The sequence below is a fragment of the Eudoraea adriatica DSM 19308 genome, from assembly GCF_000382125.1.
Taxonomy (GTDB): Bacteria; Bacteroidota; Bacteroidia; order Flavobacteriales; family Flavobacteriaceae; genus Eudoraea; species Eudoraea adriatica.
The window spans coordinates 285141-301450 of sequence record NZ_KB907547.1; the positions used below are offsets into that span (position 1 = coordinate 285141).

16 protein-coding genes are annotated in these 16310 nt (G+C 37.0%); 10 read left to right on the forward strand and 6 right to left on the reverse strand.

Features of this window, described 5'->3' with window-relative positions; translation table 11 throughout:
• The first annotated feature begins 1 nt into the window (after window position 1).
• The 6 genes from G504_RS0104870 to G504_RS0104895 all read left to right on the forward strand — a co-directional run bounded on the left by G504_RS0104870 (window position 2) and on the right by G504_RS0104895 (window position 5175).
• A complete protein-coding gene (locus G504_RS0104870) occupies window positions 2-1327 on the forward strand; it encodes a vanadium-dependent haloperoxidase (protein ID WP_019669022.1) in 1326 nt (441 codons plus the stop codon).
• Between the two features lie 4 nt (window positions 1328-1331).
• Window positions 1332-2231 carry a GyrI-like domain-containing protein gene (locus tag G504_RS0104875; protein ID WP_019669023.1) on the forward strand — a complete coding sequence of 300 codons (900 nt, stop codon included), beginning with the start codon at window positions 1332-1334 and terminating at the stop codon, window positions 2229-2231.
• A complete protein-coding gene (locus G504_RS0104880) occupies window positions 2224-3075 on the forward strand; it encodes an NHL repeat-containing protein (RefSeq protein WP_019669024.1) in 852 nt (283 codons plus the stop codon). The genes G504_RS0104875 and G504_RS0104880 overlap by 8 nt, the downstream gene beginning before the upstream one ends.
• 169 nt (window positions 3076-3244) lie before the next feature.
• Window positions 3245-3655, forward strand: coding sequence for a hypothetical protein (locus tag G504_RS0104885; RefSeq protein ID WP_019669025.1), 411 nt, complete (start codon window positions 3245-3247; stop codon window positions 3653-3655).
• Window positions 3656-3657: 2 nt separating this feature from the next.
• On the forward strand, window positions 3658-4218 hold the full coding sequence (locus G504_RS19120) for a DUF4136 domain-containing protein (protein ID WP_019669026.1): 561 nt from the start codon (window positions 3658-3660) through the stop codon (window positions 4216-4218).
• Window positions 4219-4245: 27 nt separating this feature from the next.
• Window positions 4246-5175: a transporter gene (locus tag G504_RS0104895; protein ID WP_019669027.1), complete on the forward strand. Its 930-nt coding sequence runs from the start codon at window positions 4246-4248 to the stop codon at window positions 5173-5175.
• A gap of 12 nt (window positions 5176-5187) precedes the next feature.
• Here the strand turns inward: G504_RS0104895 and G504_RS0104900 are convergent, their stop codons facing one another.
• Complete coding sequence (locus G504_RS0104900; protein ID WP_157473044.1) at window positions 5188-5829, reverse strand: hypothetical protein; 642 nt, start codon at window positions 5827-5829, stop codon at window positions 5188-5190.
• A 171-nt stretch (window positions 5830-6000) separates the two neighbouring features.
• Between G504_RS0104900 and G504_RS0104905 the strand changes: the two genes are divergently transcribed.
• Window positions 6001-6681: an outer membrane beta-barrel protein gene (locus G504_RS0104905; protein ID WP_019669029.1), complete on the forward strand. Its 681-nt coding sequence runs from the start codon at window positions 6001-6003 to the stop codon at window positions 6679-6681.
• Entirely contained in the window at window positions 6682-7806 is a 1125-nt protein-coding gene (locus tag G504_RS0104910; RefSeq protein WP_019669030.1) for a BamA/TamA family outer membrane protein, read from the forward strand. It begins immediately after the preceding gene.
• 44 nt (window positions 7807-7850) lie between these two features.
• Here G504_RS0104910 and G504_RS0104915 read toward each other — a convergent pair whose 3' ends face one another.
• Window positions 7851-8528 carry a potassium channel family protein gene (locus G504_RS0104915; RefSeq protein WP_019669031.1) on the reverse strand — a complete coding sequence of 226 codons (678 nt, stop codon included), beginning with the start codon at window positions 8526-8528 and terminating at the stop codon, window positions 7851-7853.
• Between the two features lie 461 nt (window positions 8529-8989).
• Between G504_RS0104915 and G504_RS0104925 the strand changes: the two genes are divergently transcribed.
• On the forward strand, window positions 8990-9658 hold the full coding sequence (locus tag G504_RS0104925; protein ID WP_019669033.1) for a hypothetical protein: 669 nt from the start codon (window positions 8990-8992) through the stop codon (window positions 9656-9658).
• Between the two features lie 226 nt (window positions 9659-9884).
• Complete coding sequence (locus G504_RS0104930) at window positions 9885-10436, forward strand: lipid-binding SYLF domain-containing protein (RefSeq protein ID WP_019669034.1); 552 nt, start codon at window positions 9885-9887, stop codon at window positions 10434-10436.
• 119 nt (window positions 10437-10555) lie between these two features.
• Here the strand turns inward: G504_RS0104930 and cls are convergent, their stop codons facing one another.
• The 4 genes from cls to G504_RS0104950 all read right to left on the reverse strand — a co-directional run bounded on the left by cls (window position 10556) and on the right by G504_RS0104950 (window position 16212).
• Entirely contained in the window at window positions 10556-11992 is a 1437-nt protein-coding gene (gene cls, locus G504_RS0104935; protein ID WP_019669035.1) for a cardiolipin synthase, read from the reverse strand.
• A gap of 247 nt (window positions 11993-12239) precedes the next feature.
• Window positions 12240-13793, reverse strand: a complete 1554-nt coding sequence (locus G504_RS0104940; RefSeq protein ID WP_051089563.1) for an arylsulfatase — start codon at window positions 13791-13793, stop codon at window positions 12240-12242.
• Between the two features lie 475 nt (window positions 13794-14268).
• Window positions 14269-15309 (reverse strand): AI-2E family transporter, encoded by a 1041-nt coding sequence (locus G504_RS18315; protein ID WP_019669037.1) that lies wholly within the window; start codon window positions 15307-15309, stop codon window positions 14269-14271.
• Window positions 15310-15531: 222 nt separating this feature from the next.
• Window positions 15532-16212, reverse strand: coding sequence for a hypothetical protein (locus G504_RS0104950; RefSeq protein ID WP_019669038.1), 681 nt, complete (start codon window positions 16210-16212; stop codon window positions 15532-15534).
• Between the last annotated feature and the right edge of the window lie 98 nt (window positions 16213-16310).

Below are 16310 nucleotides of genomic sequence, written 5' to 3' on the forward strand. Positions count from 1 at the left end.
AATGAAGAAGACATTAGGAGTATTATTGGTACTGGCAACCCTCGTTGCCTGCAATAAGAACGTAGAACCCATTATTGTGACAACAGATGAACTGCATATGGCCATTGATAAAGTTACAGAGATAATGATACATGATATCTTCTCTCCGCCTGTTGCCAGTAGAATATACGCCTACCCGAATATTGCGGCCTATGAAATAATAGCTCTAAACGATGAAACTTACAATTCATTGGCCGGTCAGGCTCACGAACTAACTGCTATCCCCAAACCAGATACAACCAAACCGGTAAATTATGCTTTATCTGCCCTGGTAGCGCATATGGATGTAAGCAGCAGAGTAATATTTTCGGAGGAGAAACTGGCGGTCTTCAGAGATAGTCTGTATGCAGTCTGGGAATCCAAAAACCCCAGTGAATTTAATGCGTCTAAAGATTATGGTCTGCAGGTAGCCGAACATATTGCAGAATGGATGAAGGGCGACAATTATAATCAAACAAGAACAATGCCTAAGTTCACTGTCAATACTGATGATCCTTCAAGATGGCAGCCCACCCCTCCGGCATATATGGATGGAATAGAGCCGCATTGGAATAAAATACGCCCCTTCGTTATAGATTCTGCTAATCAGTTTGTACCCGATCCTCCCCCACCATTTTCTATGGATGAAGATTCCGAATTTTATAAAGAAGTCAAGGAAGTATACGATATTAGCCTGGAAATCACTGAAAAAGGAGATGCCTCGGAAGAAATTGCGATAGCCCAGTTCTGGGATTGTAATCCATATGTCTCCGTGACCCGTGGACATTTGATGTTTGCTACCAAGAAAATTTCTCCGGGAGCACATTGGATTGGAATCGTTAAAATTGCAGCTAAAAAGACAAATAGCGATTTTAACAAAACCGTTTATGCCTATACAAAAACATCCATGGCCATAGCAGATGCCTTCATCAGCTGTTGGGATGAAAAATACAGGAGTAATCTTATTAGGCCGGAAACCCTGATAAACGAGCATATTGATGAAAACTGGCAGCCGGTATTACAAACTCCGCCATTTCCGGAGTACACCAGTGGGCATAGCGTTGTTTCCGGAGCTGCGGCAACTGCACTTACGGATATTTTTGGGGATGAATTTGCCTTTGACGACGATACAGAATTACCTTATGGATTGCCTGTAAGAAGTTTTAATTCCTTTAATGAAGCCGCAGATGAGGCAGCTATCAGCAGAATGTATGGAGGCATCCATTACAGAAAAGCCGTTGCGGTCGGTGTTAAACAAGGAAGAGATTTAGGCCAGTACGTTTTGGAAAACCTTACAATGGCTAATTAGGTATATGAAAAAAGTCATTTTTGTTTTAGCACCACTAGTAGTTGTTGGACTTGTTTGGTATTTGTTTTTAAAACCCTATGATTATCTTGTGACTTTTGAAGCCAGGACTTTTCCCGGCACCATTAATCAATCCATTAAGCTATGGAATTCTACACTGGAAGATGCCCAAATAGTGAATCAGGAAAGTCTAACACACCTTGAACAAACAATAAAATTCAGCGATTCTACCTATTCCTATGAATGGGAAATTACCCCTGTAACAGATTCTACTTCCAAAGTAAAAGTCTACATAAAGGATCTTGATCATAGCCTTCAAAACAAAATTGCCATTCCATTTTACAATACGGATTTTGAAAAACGAACCATAAGTACTGTTAAGGATTTTAATGAAAAGCTAAATGAACATATAGGATTGTTTAGGGTTAAAGTTATCGGTACGAGTCAATTACCTGCTACATATTGTGCTTATGTTTCTGTGAAAACGGATCAATTTGGTAAAGCCAAAGGAATGATGTACAATTATCCATTACTAAATTCTATCCTTGCAAATAATGGGATTGAGCTTAACGGAAGACCATTCATAGAAGTGAGACAATGGAACAAGGAAACAGATAGCATTCGATATGATTTTTGCTATCCCATAATTAAATCAGATTCTTTGCCACAACATCCAGACTTAAAGTACAGGGAGTTTAATACAAGAACTGCGCTTAAGGCAATCTACAATGGCAATTATATAACTTCCGACCGAGCCTGGTATGCACTAATGGATTATGCCAATAAAAATGATTTGGAAATTTCAGGTTTGCCTGTTGAAGTTTTTCATAATAACCCTAATATGGGAGGTGATGCCCTTAAATGGAAAGCGGAGATTTACATGCCTTTAAAGGATATGGATGACTAGATATATATCGCTCTTATTTTTTAGTCTTTTAACCAGTTGTACCAACTATGGACAACTGACTTTCATTACTAAACTCCCTAAAAAACTGGATGAAAATTCAGGAATGGTTGTAAGCAAGGATTCAACTATCTGGATGATTAACGACAGCGGTGGTGCCGATAAAATTTATCAGACAAATTTCAAGGGAAAATTGCTTAAAGAACTTGGGGTAAAAAATGCCGGAAACATAGATTGGGAAGAACTGGCTATGGATAAGGGTGGTAATCTTTATATAGGAGATACAGGTAATAACAACAATAAAAGAAAAGATCTTGTGGTCTATAAAATCCCCGATCCGAATAAGGAAAAAGGAGACAAGATAGAAGCGGAACGCATAGAATTCAGTTTTCCGGAACAAAAAAAATACCCTCCAAAAAGGAGCAAACTTCTATACGACACGGAGGCCATCTTCTACGCTAAAGACAGTCTTTATTTGATAACAAAAAATCGGTCTCATCCCTTTAAGGGTGAAGCTTTGATATACAGAATCCCGGCAAAAAAAGGAAAATACAAGGCTACTTATCTGGGTGCCTTTATTCCATGTACAGAATTTTCGGTTTGTAAAATTACGGCGGCAGATATTTCGCCAGACGGTAAAACTATTGCCCTGTTAGGCTATGGTAAATTATGGCTTTTCACAAATTTTGACCTTTCCAAATTCTTCGAAGGAGAACTAAGAACAGTAGATCTTGGCGTTAGTACACAGCTGGAATCTATTTCGTTTCTTAATGATAAAACATTGCTTCTTTCAGATGAACAATTAAAACATAGAGGGAGAAATCTATATTCTTATAAAATCAATTAGCGTTTTTTCAGTATTTGACATGAATAGCCTTGACGGTTTTCAAATTTAAGTCAATTAAACAGTAATTATTCTTTAGTAAGATCAACGTATAATAATTCTACTTAAAAGTAAAAAGCACTATATTTCATAAATTTTTACACAAAATAAATCATATTAAAACGATTGTTCAATGTCTTATTTAAAAAGCATCCTATTTGTAGTATTTTCAATGATCTATTTTAACCTTACCGCCCAAGAGCTAAGTAAAGAAGAAAGAAAAGTTGAAATTTTTTCTTCCGAGGAAAAGGATAATCTTCAACGCTGGTTCCATGATGAAGTAAAAAGAATGGGCCTCAACGAAGAGGAAATGAGCCAATACAGCAGCATTATTGTTTACTATGTGGCCAAAATTGCACGCTTAGACGATAAAGACAAAGATTTTTCAGAGGAGCAATTTAAAAAGGAATTAAACGGTTTGTTGGCCAGACAGGATAAAGAATTAGAAGATCTTCTCACTCCGGAGCAATTTGATATACATAAAGAAATTTATGGAGAATTTCTGAGATCGGCCTATAGGAGATGGGGTATAACAAATGATTAATTATGATAGTTCAATTGAAAAAATTAAGTATTCTATTCCTGTTTTTTACAATTCCTTTTTTAGGCTTGTCTCAGGTATTGGTATCCAATAACAAAGCCTCTAAAACAGATTTTAAAAAATATAAAACCTATCAGGTTTATGGCCTTAATGTTACAACTATCCCGGAATTTGAACCAAAAAAAGAAAGCATAAATTTTTTAATTGCAGAGATTGGTCAACAAATGGCCGCAAGGGGATACCAAAAAGTGAAAGAGAATCCGGATTTAATCCTCAATATTGGAATTGTCATCACAGCGGAACAAAAAACACGGCAAACCGATATAAGAGATGCTCCAAGATATATAGGGCAACGCAACTACCATTGGGAATCGGAAGAAATCGTTGTTCAAAATTACAATGAAGGAACCGTTATTCTGGATGTTGTGGAAAGTGAAAATAATAAGCTGATCTGGCAGGCAGTGTCCAAAGGAATGATTTCAGGCTCTATGGATACAAATATGGGTAGGATTACAAAAGCTGTAAAAAAAATGTACAATAAGTATCCGGTAAAAGTAAAAAAGTAGTTCAAATTTAAATCGTTCACCAACCACATGAGAATTACTGTACCATCTCATCTTAAATATATTTTGTTTTGCGGTGTTCTTTTCTATTTACCCAATTGCTATACACAGGATGTAGAACCCAGGCGATGGAGTTCTCTCCCTTTGGGAATTAATGCTGTTGGTGCAGGATATGGCTACACATCCGGAGATGTCTTTTTTGATCCTGTCTTAGGAGCAGAAGATGTTATTTATACAGGTAACGGATTCGTTGCCAGCTATGTTCGTCCTTTCAGATTGGGTAATAAATTAGCCCGGGTAGATATATTACTTCCAGTTTCTTTTTCACGTTGGGAAGGTCTTTTAAATGGTGTCGCAACAAGTGTTGAGCGAAACGGTCTCGCGGATCCCAGAGTTAGACTATCCTTAAATTTAACAGGTCCTCCACCCTCAGGCCCTAAAGAATTACAGGAATACAGAGCCGCACACCCGGTTTTTACAACCTTTGGTGTTTCCTTGGCCATTACAGTGCCTTTAGGGCAATACTCTAATTCTAAATTGATAAATCTGGGCGGTAATCGTTTTGTTATAAGACCGCAGGCAGGTTTTGTGCATTATTGGGGGCCATGGTCCTATGAACTTACAGCATCCCTGATACTTTTTACAAAGAACAATGATTTTTTTAACGATGGTGAACTAAAACAAAGGCCACTTTTTGCCTTTCAAACACATCTTATAAGACAATTTAAAAAGCGCTATTGGGGATCCATAAGTGCTGGACATAATCAGGGAGCGGCTTCTATTGTTAATCAACAATTCAACGATGATCGGAGATCAAACTTTATTGGTGCGGTTTCCTTAGGTGCTAGCTTTGCAGGTAATCAGGGTATTAAATTAGCATATGTTTATTCCAAAACACTAAAGGACGTTGGTGCTACAACCAATACTGTTCTCCTGGCCTGGTCTATTATATTCAAATAACGCAAAATCTGGTTAATCCAATGTAAATACAAGGCCTCCGGAAAATGCCCCCATCACGGTTGTTCCAGAGGCGTAAACACTGGTTCCAAATCCGTTTACATAAAGCCCTCCCCACGAAACCGGAAACATAAGATCTCCCTGTATTTTTATGCCAACTACATCGCTTAAATTAAAGATAACACCTCCCTTTAAGGCAAAAGAAAATTCTGTAGTAGAGCTCAAATCTCTATTAGTTATAGTGGGGTTTTCATTCTTTGGTGTAAAAATTGTTACTCCCGCACTCACTCCAAAAAAAGGCGTTAAATCGCTTGCCGAATCAAAATATCGGGTACTTCCGAGGTGAATCCAATCCATTGCAAGGTCCGCTAAACGGTCTTCGGTTGGGCTAATAAGAACATCCCTTATCAATAAATCTGTATCCATCTTCATATAAGTAAGTTCCAACATAGTACCATAACCTACTTCAAAACCCGCTATTCCCCTAAAAAACCCACCATCAGAGGCTTTAAGATAATTAGACCCGTATTTTAGCTTAGTTCCCAATTGGTACCCATAATCTACGGATAAATCAATTCGTTGCGCTTGCACCTGAAATAAAAATGCAGATAGGGCTATAAAACTTACAATTTGAAATATTTTTAATTGTTTCATCATATTTTCTTTTCAATGGTCTTTTCTATCCCCTCAGGATAAAATAATTAGCGGCAAATATACAGTGAATAATATAATTCTATTTAATAAAATAAATGCGCGGATTGGTAAAGAACTATTGCAGTAATTTGATTAACTTTAAGCTTATATTATACCCTGGTGAAGTTAAGAGCAATGCAGAAATTCATAGTATTTTACAAACTTTTCATATGGCTATTCCTCGCTCTCAATACTTCCCTGGTCTATTCCCAGAATACAGTATTATCTGACTCCACAGACAGCTCTCTTACACCCTTTCGCAAAGGACGCTGGCTGACATCCTTGTCGGGAAACATTAGCACAACTACTCAAGAATTAAAATCAGCGAATAGTAAAACAATCTCTAATGAATATGGAATAAATCTGTCAAGCGGTAAATTTTTTAAAGAAAGATGGTTGGTTGGAGTAACTTTTCAGGCACAAAAACAGGAATCGAAAGGAGAATTAAAAATTGTTAGTGAATCTTTTTATATCGGACCACAATTTGCCAGGTACTTTTCAAAAACAAAGGACGGTTCATTATTTTTGAATGTATCCCCCGGTTTTATTTTGTATCGCAGTCTCGCCAGTATAAATGATATCCCTGATCTTAGGGTGGAGGAGGATGGAAATGGTTTTGGTACTCTGATTAGTTTGGGTTATTCTTATGTTATACGTGATTTGATTTCCTTAAATATTGGTTTTAACCTTGGGCATTACTGGATTGGAACAGATAGTATAAACCCGGATGGAATTCCGGAATCTGACAATATTACAATAAGTGACTTCTCGTTTACTTTCGGATTTGGTGTAATTCTTGACGATTTTTTCTTTTAAATGAAGAAACATATATTATATAAAACATTGTTCATTATCCTGCTTTCTGTTAATATATATTCTCAGGATCGGAACGAAGAAGGATTTATCCAATCCGATACTATAAAACAAGGAAAAAGTTTACAGTTAGTTGCACTGCCTATTGTTTTTTATACCCCTGAAACCAAGTTTGGCTTTGGTGGAGGTGGCCAGCTATTCTTTCTTAAAAATATTAATGAATACAATCAACGATTGTCTAATATTTTTTTTAGTGCAATCTACACTTCCGAGAAACAATTTATATTTGAAGCTACTCCTCAAATCTATCTGGGACATGGTGATTATTTTATTGATATGTTTTACACCTACAGGGTTTTTCCAAATTCCTTTTGGGGTTTAGGAGCCACAACTCCGGAAAGCAATAAGGAATCCTATAATCAGACCACCAACAAATTTGACATAAACTTATTAAAAAGATTACCGCCAAATTTAAATTTTGGTTTGTCTGTTAATTATGCTAATTATGAAATTACTGAAGTGCTCGAAGGTGGTATTTTGGATTCAGGTACTGTTCCTGGGAGTGAAGGAGCAAAAATCATTGGACTGGGAGCTATCTTTAATTTGGACTCAAGGGATGATATTGGCGCACCACAGTCGGGTAATTATCTTAGTTTAAGTGCACGCTTTTCCAGTGAGCTTTTTGGTGCTACCCATGCATTTAACAAATTCATTTTAGATTTGAGGACCTATCAACCGTTAACAAAAAGTAGTATTTTGGCTTTTCGCCTTTATTCAGAAAACAATTTTGGCGATGTTCCTTTTCAGGGTATGGCCAGCTATGGTGGCAGCAAATATGCACGGGGGTACTTTAATGGAAGATTCATAGATAAAAACATGTATATCATCCAGGCTGAATACAGATGGCGATTTAAGGAACGATGGACCTTAGCTGGTTTCGGTTTGTTTGGAAGTGTAAGCGACGAAGCGGGTGAACTGTTATTTAGATTTGATAACTTAAAACCTAGTTTAGGCGGAGGAATACGTTTTAAACTGATTAAAGATAAAAGCACCTGGCTCAGGCTGGACTACGGTAGAGGAATAGACGGCCAAAGTGGTATTTACTTCGGGGTTAATGAAGCATTTTAATTACAGACTTCACAGATTTCTTGTCCCTGTTGAACACTCTTGTATTAATTCCCTTTGCGGTTGTCCCTGATATATTTTTCAATTACCACCGCCGTAACAATTACAAGATAGAACTGACCCAAAAGCCCTATCAGAACAGAAGCTTTCCTGGCCAGCTGGGAAATAGGTAATATGTCTCCGTAACCAATGGTTAAGAGCGTAACAAAGCTGTAATATTGTAAACTATTTTTATATGCTTCAGGGTCGGATTCAAAGGAAGCGAGGCCATAAAAAGAACCTGGCTCCGATTCTTCAACCGCTAAACAAATAAAAAAACCAACCAGACCCAAACAAATATACCCGCAAATAAGTCCCAGGATTACCCCTCTGTCTACTTTAGAGCTTTGCCATACTTGTGATATAATTTCATATGTGACGAAACAATAAAAAGAAAACAATATTGCAAATCGAATATAGCGATAGACTTCTTCATCCGTAACCAGATACGAAGAAAACAGTATGTATAAAATAGTTAGTAAAAACAGGCCGATAAAAATCCTGTGCAACTTCTTTTTTTTTGAAATTAACAAAGTTCCGGCAAGAATATTGACTATAAAAAATATTGGGGCTATATAAGTAATAAACGTATAAAAAGGAATTAAAAGGTCTCCAAACAGTATAAAAAGAAGGCTAATAAAGAATATTGTAAATCTATAAGGGTATAAATATTCTATCCTTTTCATAAATTAACTAAATCTTGACTAAAATTAAATTCATATAATCCTATGGCAAAAGTGCCGGGGAGTATATTTTAAAATGCAAAATCAATTTTTGTCATTGCTTATATACGATTTTTTCGTCTCTGGAAATGTAATCATTCAGTATATGTAAATATAATTTATTTTTTTAAGCATCAGAAGTTGATACGCGCTAATGACAGAAGGCCTTTTCCAAACCAACCCCTGGAGCGAAAATAGTATTACATTTTATATTTTGAAAATTGACGTCCTTAATCTTCCACAGGATGCAGGATTTTTTTATTAAGAGATTGGCTTCGAAAAAATCTCCAGATGTACTAAGATTCAAGGGTAGTTAGTTTTAGCTAAAATTGAAGAACCCCAACTTAAAATTCGTGGGGAAGATTAGGACAGGGAGAATTAACTTCCAAATATTATGCATACATTAGTCGCTCAAAAAAAATAAAATGAAAAAAATATCAATTCTATTATTCCTGCTCACAGGGTTTTTCTTGACCAGTTGCACAAGCTTTAAGGTTATTAAATCATGGAAAGCCGAAACAGCTAATGAGATGCGGAATAAAAAGATACTTGTTATTGGCAGATCAGGCGATATGGATATCAGGATGGCCTATGAAAATGCAATTACAAAAAAACTATTAGCGGATGGCTTTAATGCAATCTCCAGCTATACGCAGTTTCCGGATTTTAACCCGGTAGCCAAAATAACTGATGAACAAAAACAACAAATCCGAACCATTTTAGAAAAAAACGAGTATAATGGTGTAGTGCTTACCGCCCTAAAAGATTATCAGGAACATACCCGCGAAATAGGCGCTGAAAAATATGATACTCAGGTAATTTATGGCGGAATGAATTATCCTGTTAACTATGGTGGGTTTTACAATTATTTCTATCTTCCGGGATCTTATTCGGTAGATCAGGTTTCCCTGAAAACAGAAGGAACTACAATAACCTCCAAGCTATATATATTGGAAACCGTTGTATATGACCTGGAGCAGGAAGAAGGAAAACAGCTGGTGGCCTGGATCACCGCCTCAATTGAAAATCCGGACAATTCACCTGGCGTGGCATCGGCCTATGCAAATTCTATTGCCAAAGGATTCAAGAAATAGCATTTCGTCATAAACATTGGTTTAGAATTGTGCACTTTCTACTGGTATAATAATTGGGTTGAAATAGTCTGAAATTTATCATGATAAGAGGGATTCTTTCACTTGTTTTTTGTACCTTTTCTGACCTTTTAAGTACGTCTCGTAATCCTGATTACTTCTAGGCAACAAGGATGTGCTTTATGTACTATTAAAGGATTAAAATAATTAATAACTAAACGAAATAAAAATGAACACTATCCATTTTAAAAAAACACACTTTTTGTTACTTTTTGTATGTTTTGCCTTTTCTCTTACTTCTTATGCTCAGATAGCCGGCTGGAAACCTGAGTTGGAAAAGGATTGCAAAGAAGCTTTAAGCAAAATGATCCAGGACGCTCCAAAATTACAAACTTTTAAAGACCAGGCTTACGGATATGCTGTTTATCCCAAAATTACAAAAGCGGGCTTAGTAATTGGCGGAGCCGGTGGTGAAGGCATTGTTTACAAAAATCATGTTGCAACAGGTTCTTCAAAATTGGGCCAGGGAACATTCGGGCTTCAGGCAGGAGGACAACAGTATAGCGAAGTAATATTCTTTGAAAATAAAGATGCTTATGACAGATTTACCGGAGGTAAGTTTAAGTTTAGCGGTCAGGCTTCGGCAACTGCAATTACAGAAGGTGCCTCAGTTGACGTGGCCTATCAGAACGGCGTTGCGGTCTTTACAAGGGTAAAAGGAGGACTTATGCTGGAAGCCTCCATAGGCGGACAAAAATTTACATTTACTCCCGTAGAATAAATCATTATAGCACAATTATAATTTTAAAAGCCCGGAACACCGGGCTTTTTCTTTTCAAATCAGTTCAGTGTTAAAGTGGGGCAGTTTTATAATCGTTTAATAAAATGAATAATATAAACCTACATTAAGGGAGTGGCTAATCTTGCCAGTTTTTCCTTTACACGGTCAATATTAGGTCGGGCCGCATGTTCCTCAGGGGTTAGCTGTTTACTGCTATTCTGAAACAACGCAAACTGTTTCTTCATGGTCATTGTAACTTCCTTATTATAAATCAAAGCGTTTACTTCAAAATTTTGTTCAAAACTGCGAATATCCAGATTAGCCGTTCCAATTGAACAAACAGAATCATCCGATAAAATTACCTTTGAATGAATAAACCCTTCCTCGAACAAATATATTTTAACCCCGGCATTGAGGAACCTGCTAAAAAAGGATTGTACCGTCCAATGAATCATAGCTGACTCAGAATTCCGGGGAACTATTATTCTCACATCTATACCGCTTAAAGCCACAGTTTTCAGAGCCAGGGAAAGGGTGGAATCGGGTATTAAATAAGGATTTACAATATAAACATACTCCTTTGCCTGATATAATATATACAAGTACTGTTGCAGGATATTAGGGTAATCTGCATCGGGACCACTAGATACAATTTGTACAGGGGTATCTCCAACTTCATCCATCAATTTAAACATCTCAGGTTTAATGAGGTTTTCCCTGGTTACAAAAAGCCAATCTGCAAGAAACACAAAATGCAGGAAGTTTACACTCATGCCATGGATTTTTAAATGTGTATCAGTCCAATGTCCCAGAAAGTCATCGTCTTTAATATATTTGTCGTCCACATTAATGCCGCCAGTAAAACCAATTATTCCATCGACAATTAAAATTTTGCGGTGGTTGCGATAGTTTAGTCTTGCCAACCTGCCAAACCGCACGGGCATAAAAGGAAAAATTAGCACTCCAATTTCCCGGAATTTATCTATCATCCTGTTGGATAAATCCCAACTGCCGAGGGCATCGTAAATTAACCTCACTTCTACCCCTTGTTTTATTTTCTTCTTAAATAGTTCAGCAAAACGATCTGCCAAATCCCCGTCTATGAAAATATAGTACTGAAGGTGAATATACTTTTCAGCCTTCTCACAAGCCTCAAAAATGGCATCGAATGTTTCAGGCCCATCATTTAAGATCTTCACCTTATTGTTAAAAGTGAGGATAGCACTATTAACTCTGGTTAGAAGTCGAATGAGGTGTAAATAAGTAGCGGTAACATCATGTCTTTTCAAAATATTTTTTTCCGCTTCCGCGGAGTACCTTTTTACAAAACGCTCAAACTGCACATAATCAATCTCTTTTTTTAGATCAAAAATCTTTTGCCTTCGAAGATTGACACCAAAAGCCAAATATAAAATTGCACCAATAAATGGAATAAATACAATTACGAATATCCATGTCCAAATACGTTCGGGTTTACTGCCATCTTTTATTAACAAAAACAGGCAGGACAGGGTAAGTACAATTTCCAAAAGTGTAACAAAAAAAAACCAAGTCATATTAAATCAGTGCCGTTATTAAGTATTGCATATATGTAAATTGGTTTGCCTCCTGTTTATTTTATCCATTTCTTGCTAAAGCTGAAAATCCAAAAAAATAAAAAAACCCTGTATGCGCTAAAATTTAACATACAGGGCGGATTGTTATTCTCCGGATCTTTCTTTATCAACCAGAACCAAAACCAAAGGTTTCATTGTTATTAGTCATTTTAGCAGAACAGTCTATCCCGCTATTGGCATTTTATTGCTATTTGGAGCCTCCTCCTTTTTTGAGTGTCTCCATTACCTTATCCAGTGAAAAACTGGCTGCTTCCTGTCTGGGCGGGTACTCCCTGAAAGTGTTTAAAAATTTTCCAACATAAGCTTGTGCGGGCACCAGTAAATATGCCCTGTCTATCATCCAGTCGTAATAGCTGTTTGAAGTAATCTGTGCCCGCTCATACGGGTCTCTCCTTAGATTAAATATAAGAGGTAATCTTAAAGGTGTAAAAGGGTTAGCCCATAACAACAAAGTTCCCTGTGCCCTTTGCTCCATAAATACCAGCTTCCAATCATCATAACGCATGGCCGTTAAATCCCCATCATCGGAGAAATAAAAGATTTCATGTCTGGGGCTTTTTACATTTTTAGGGTCCTTTAGATGGTCGATGATGTTGTAACCATCTAAATGAATCTTATAGCTTCTTCCAAGCGACTTAGATACATAGCCATCCAAAAGATCTTCTTTTATATCGGTTTTTCCGGCAGCTGCCACAAAAGTGGGTAGCCAATCCATGTGATGAACAATTTCATTACTCACGGAGCCCGGCTTTATAACACCCGGCCAGCGAACCATGGCCGGCACTCTCCATCCACCTTCCCAGTTAGTGTTCTTTTCCCCCCTGTAAGGAGTAGAAGCGGCATCGGGCCAGGTATTGTAGTGCGGCCCATTATCTGTGGAATAGTGTACAATAGTATTATCTGCTATCCCCAACTCGTCCAGAACTTTAAGGAATTGCCCAATGTGCATGTCATGTTCCACCATACCATCTGCATATTCATTTTGTCCCGAAATTCCCTTAAGTTCCTCTTTAACGTGGGTTCTAAAATGCATACGTGTTCCACTCCACCAAACAAACCATGGGTTTCCAGATTTTGTTTGTTGTTTAATAAATTCAATAGCTGCTGCCGATGTTTCATCATCAACGGTTTCCATCCGTTTCTTGGTCAAAGGACCGGTATCCTCAATGGTTCCGTCTGAAGAAGATTTTATTACCCCTCTTGGGCCATAGGTGTCCCGAAATGTCCTGCCATCAGCCATAATCATATCTCCCGGATAATCAACGTTCTCGGGCTCTTCTTCCGCATTTAAATGGTAAAGGTTTCCAAAAAACACATCGAAACCATGGTTTGTAGGCAACATTTCATCTCTGTCTCCCAGATGGTTTTTTCCAAATTGCCCTGTAGCATACCCCTGGTCTTTTAATAAAACTGCAATGGTTGGGTCCTCAACACGCATACCTTCTGCAGCTCCCGGAAGGCCTACTTTAGACAAGCCTGTTCTGAATACACTTTGACCCATTATAAAAGATGAACGGCCGGCAGTGCAGGATTGCTCTCCATAATAGTCTGTAAAAATAATTCCTTCCCTGGCTATTCTGTCAATGTTTGGTGTTTCATAACCCATCACGCCTCTGGTATAGGCGCTTATATTGGATTGACCAATATCATCGCCCCAAATTACCAGGATATTTGGTTTTTTCTGTGCAAAACTTACAGCGCAAAATGCTATTAGTAATAATAAAGAGATTCCTTGTTTCATTTTCATATTAAATTTAGTGTTTCTAATAATTATTTTCTTTTATCCACGCTAAAGGCCGGGGGTAAATCCAACTTGGCTTAATAAATTTTTTATCAACCTTAAGCATATTCGATTCATTCAATCCAAAGCAAAATTAGGTCTCTGAAAACAAATCGTTTCATTTACAATTTTAATTCAATTAGTTCAAGGTAGTTTTTTAGAATTTCAGCATGACAGGGGGCATCAGCATTATTTGAAATCCTTTGGCAATATAAGGATTATTTTTTCAGAAATCTAAAAGATTATATATAGGCTAGTTGGCGAAATATTGTTGGCGCAAAACAAAAAACTAAACAAAAGTGAATCCAATTCCAGAAAACCAGTGGCTATTGCAGGTATTCTTTTCCGCGGTTCTAGATGCTTGCAAGGCTTCCTGTAATAAGGATACTATTACAAATAATTTGCAATTAGAGGCAGTCGACGCTGTATTAGTCCTTTAGACCGCTTTTCTCATCCAGTATTGATACAACTGGTATACTACCGACAATACTACCGGACCTACAAATAGCCCTATAATACCGTGCAACAACAACCCTCCAATGGTCCCAATCAGGATCACTATCATAGGTGTCTTTAACCCTTTTCCCAGGAGAATTGGTTTCAATACATTGTCTGCCAGGCCTACAAGGACACAGTATATGGTAAAAATGATGGCATAGGTTGGTTCTGCCATAGAAAATGCCAACAGTATCGGAGGCAACATTACCAGGAATACGGGGATTTGAACAATAGCGCCAATAAGCACAAGTAAAGCAAATATACCTGCCGCGGGTATTCCGATGGCCGTAAACCCTATAAATGCCAACGCTGTCTGAATAATAGCTACTAAGAGGATTCCCTTAACAACATTTCTAATAGTATCCCGTGAAATTAAAATCACTTCTTCTCCTTCTTCCCCCATTAACTTCATGAATAGTTTAAGAGATGACCTATACGCACTTTCAGCATTAAACATTAAAACCAGGGCAATAAAAAATGAAATAATAAAAGTAATCATGGTACCCAAAAAACCCTTCACCGAACTTAAGACAACCCTGCCATATTCTAATATGGCATCCTTATGAACGATAGCAAATTGCTCTATATTATCAGATAGAGCATACCACTCATCATAAAGCTTCTCTCCTATTAAAGGCAGGGACTTAATTTTTGATTCGGGTAATGGTATTTCAAATCCTTCACTTTTTATCTGATCCACAATAATTGCAATGGATTCGAAAATACTGGCGAGCACAAAGTAAGCCGGAATCGCTAATAAAAGCACTGCAATTAATGTAAAACTGAAAGTTGCCAACTTTTTACGCTGCTCCCCTAACTTAGCAACAAACCATTTATATAAAGGATATAAAGCAACTGCTAAAAGAATTGACCAAATGGTAATAATCAAAAAAGGCCTTATAATTAAAAAACACCAAACCAATATTAAAAGCAAAGCTACTATCCTGAGTACTGTTGTAATATTGCCTTTTGTATTCATAAGTCAGATATTAAACTTTTCTTGATTAAAATTATGACTATGAATTTAAGAAATCTAAACTCTACTTTAAGCTACGTAGTAAGAAAAATGATTTAGTTACTAAATTTAAGAATTAACTATACCCTTTAATTAAACAAGGATACTAATGCAATCCGTTTTAAGCAAACAAGAAAAGTGACATTATTTTTATAAGTCAAAATAGGCTAAAAGATTGCCATACTGCTACTCAAAGCTTTTGACCATAGTTTCCACATATTTTTCCGCAGTTTTATATGCTTCCTTGGGGTCGTCCAATTCAGTCGTAACAACGGCGACTAATTGATTTTCTTCTGGCTCATCAAGATTATAAAAAACGGTCTCTAAAATATAGGTTATAGAGGTACTCGTAGAAGTGGAAGTTGGAATATAACCTCCAAACGAACTATAGTAAGGACCATAGGCATAAGGGGTTCTGTAGTAATTATAAAATCCGCCATAATAACCAGGATAGCCATAGCCAGACGAAACTCCCACACCTATACCTGTGCTCGATGTTGTAGTGGTACTCTCCTGATCCTTCACAACCACAATAACTATTCCTGTATATCCTTCGCTATTCAGTATGCTTTGTATAAAAGCTACCCTTTCTTCGGTTATTTCTTTTTCCGTATAAATTTTCGGAAATTTTTTAAAACTCTCTGATGCATTATAATTCCTTGCCCTCATTTCGTTGGCTAATGCTTCTTCAAAAGCTATTCTGGCTGTGTTGTCTGCCGTCCTGGCTAAAACCAGAATTTTCTTTTCCTTGAATTTCGCAATAGTTTCTTCTTCTGCAGTCCAGGAGTCTCTAACTTTTACACTGCCACAATTCTGAAATGCAAAGGAAAAAACAAGTAATAATAGTATGGTAATATTTTTTTTCATAACAATTGGCGTTTTTAGACGTCCGATATTTAAGTTGGCCAAGCTAATAAAAATATGCCAATTAATTCTATAGAACTATTATTATATTTAAATGAGCA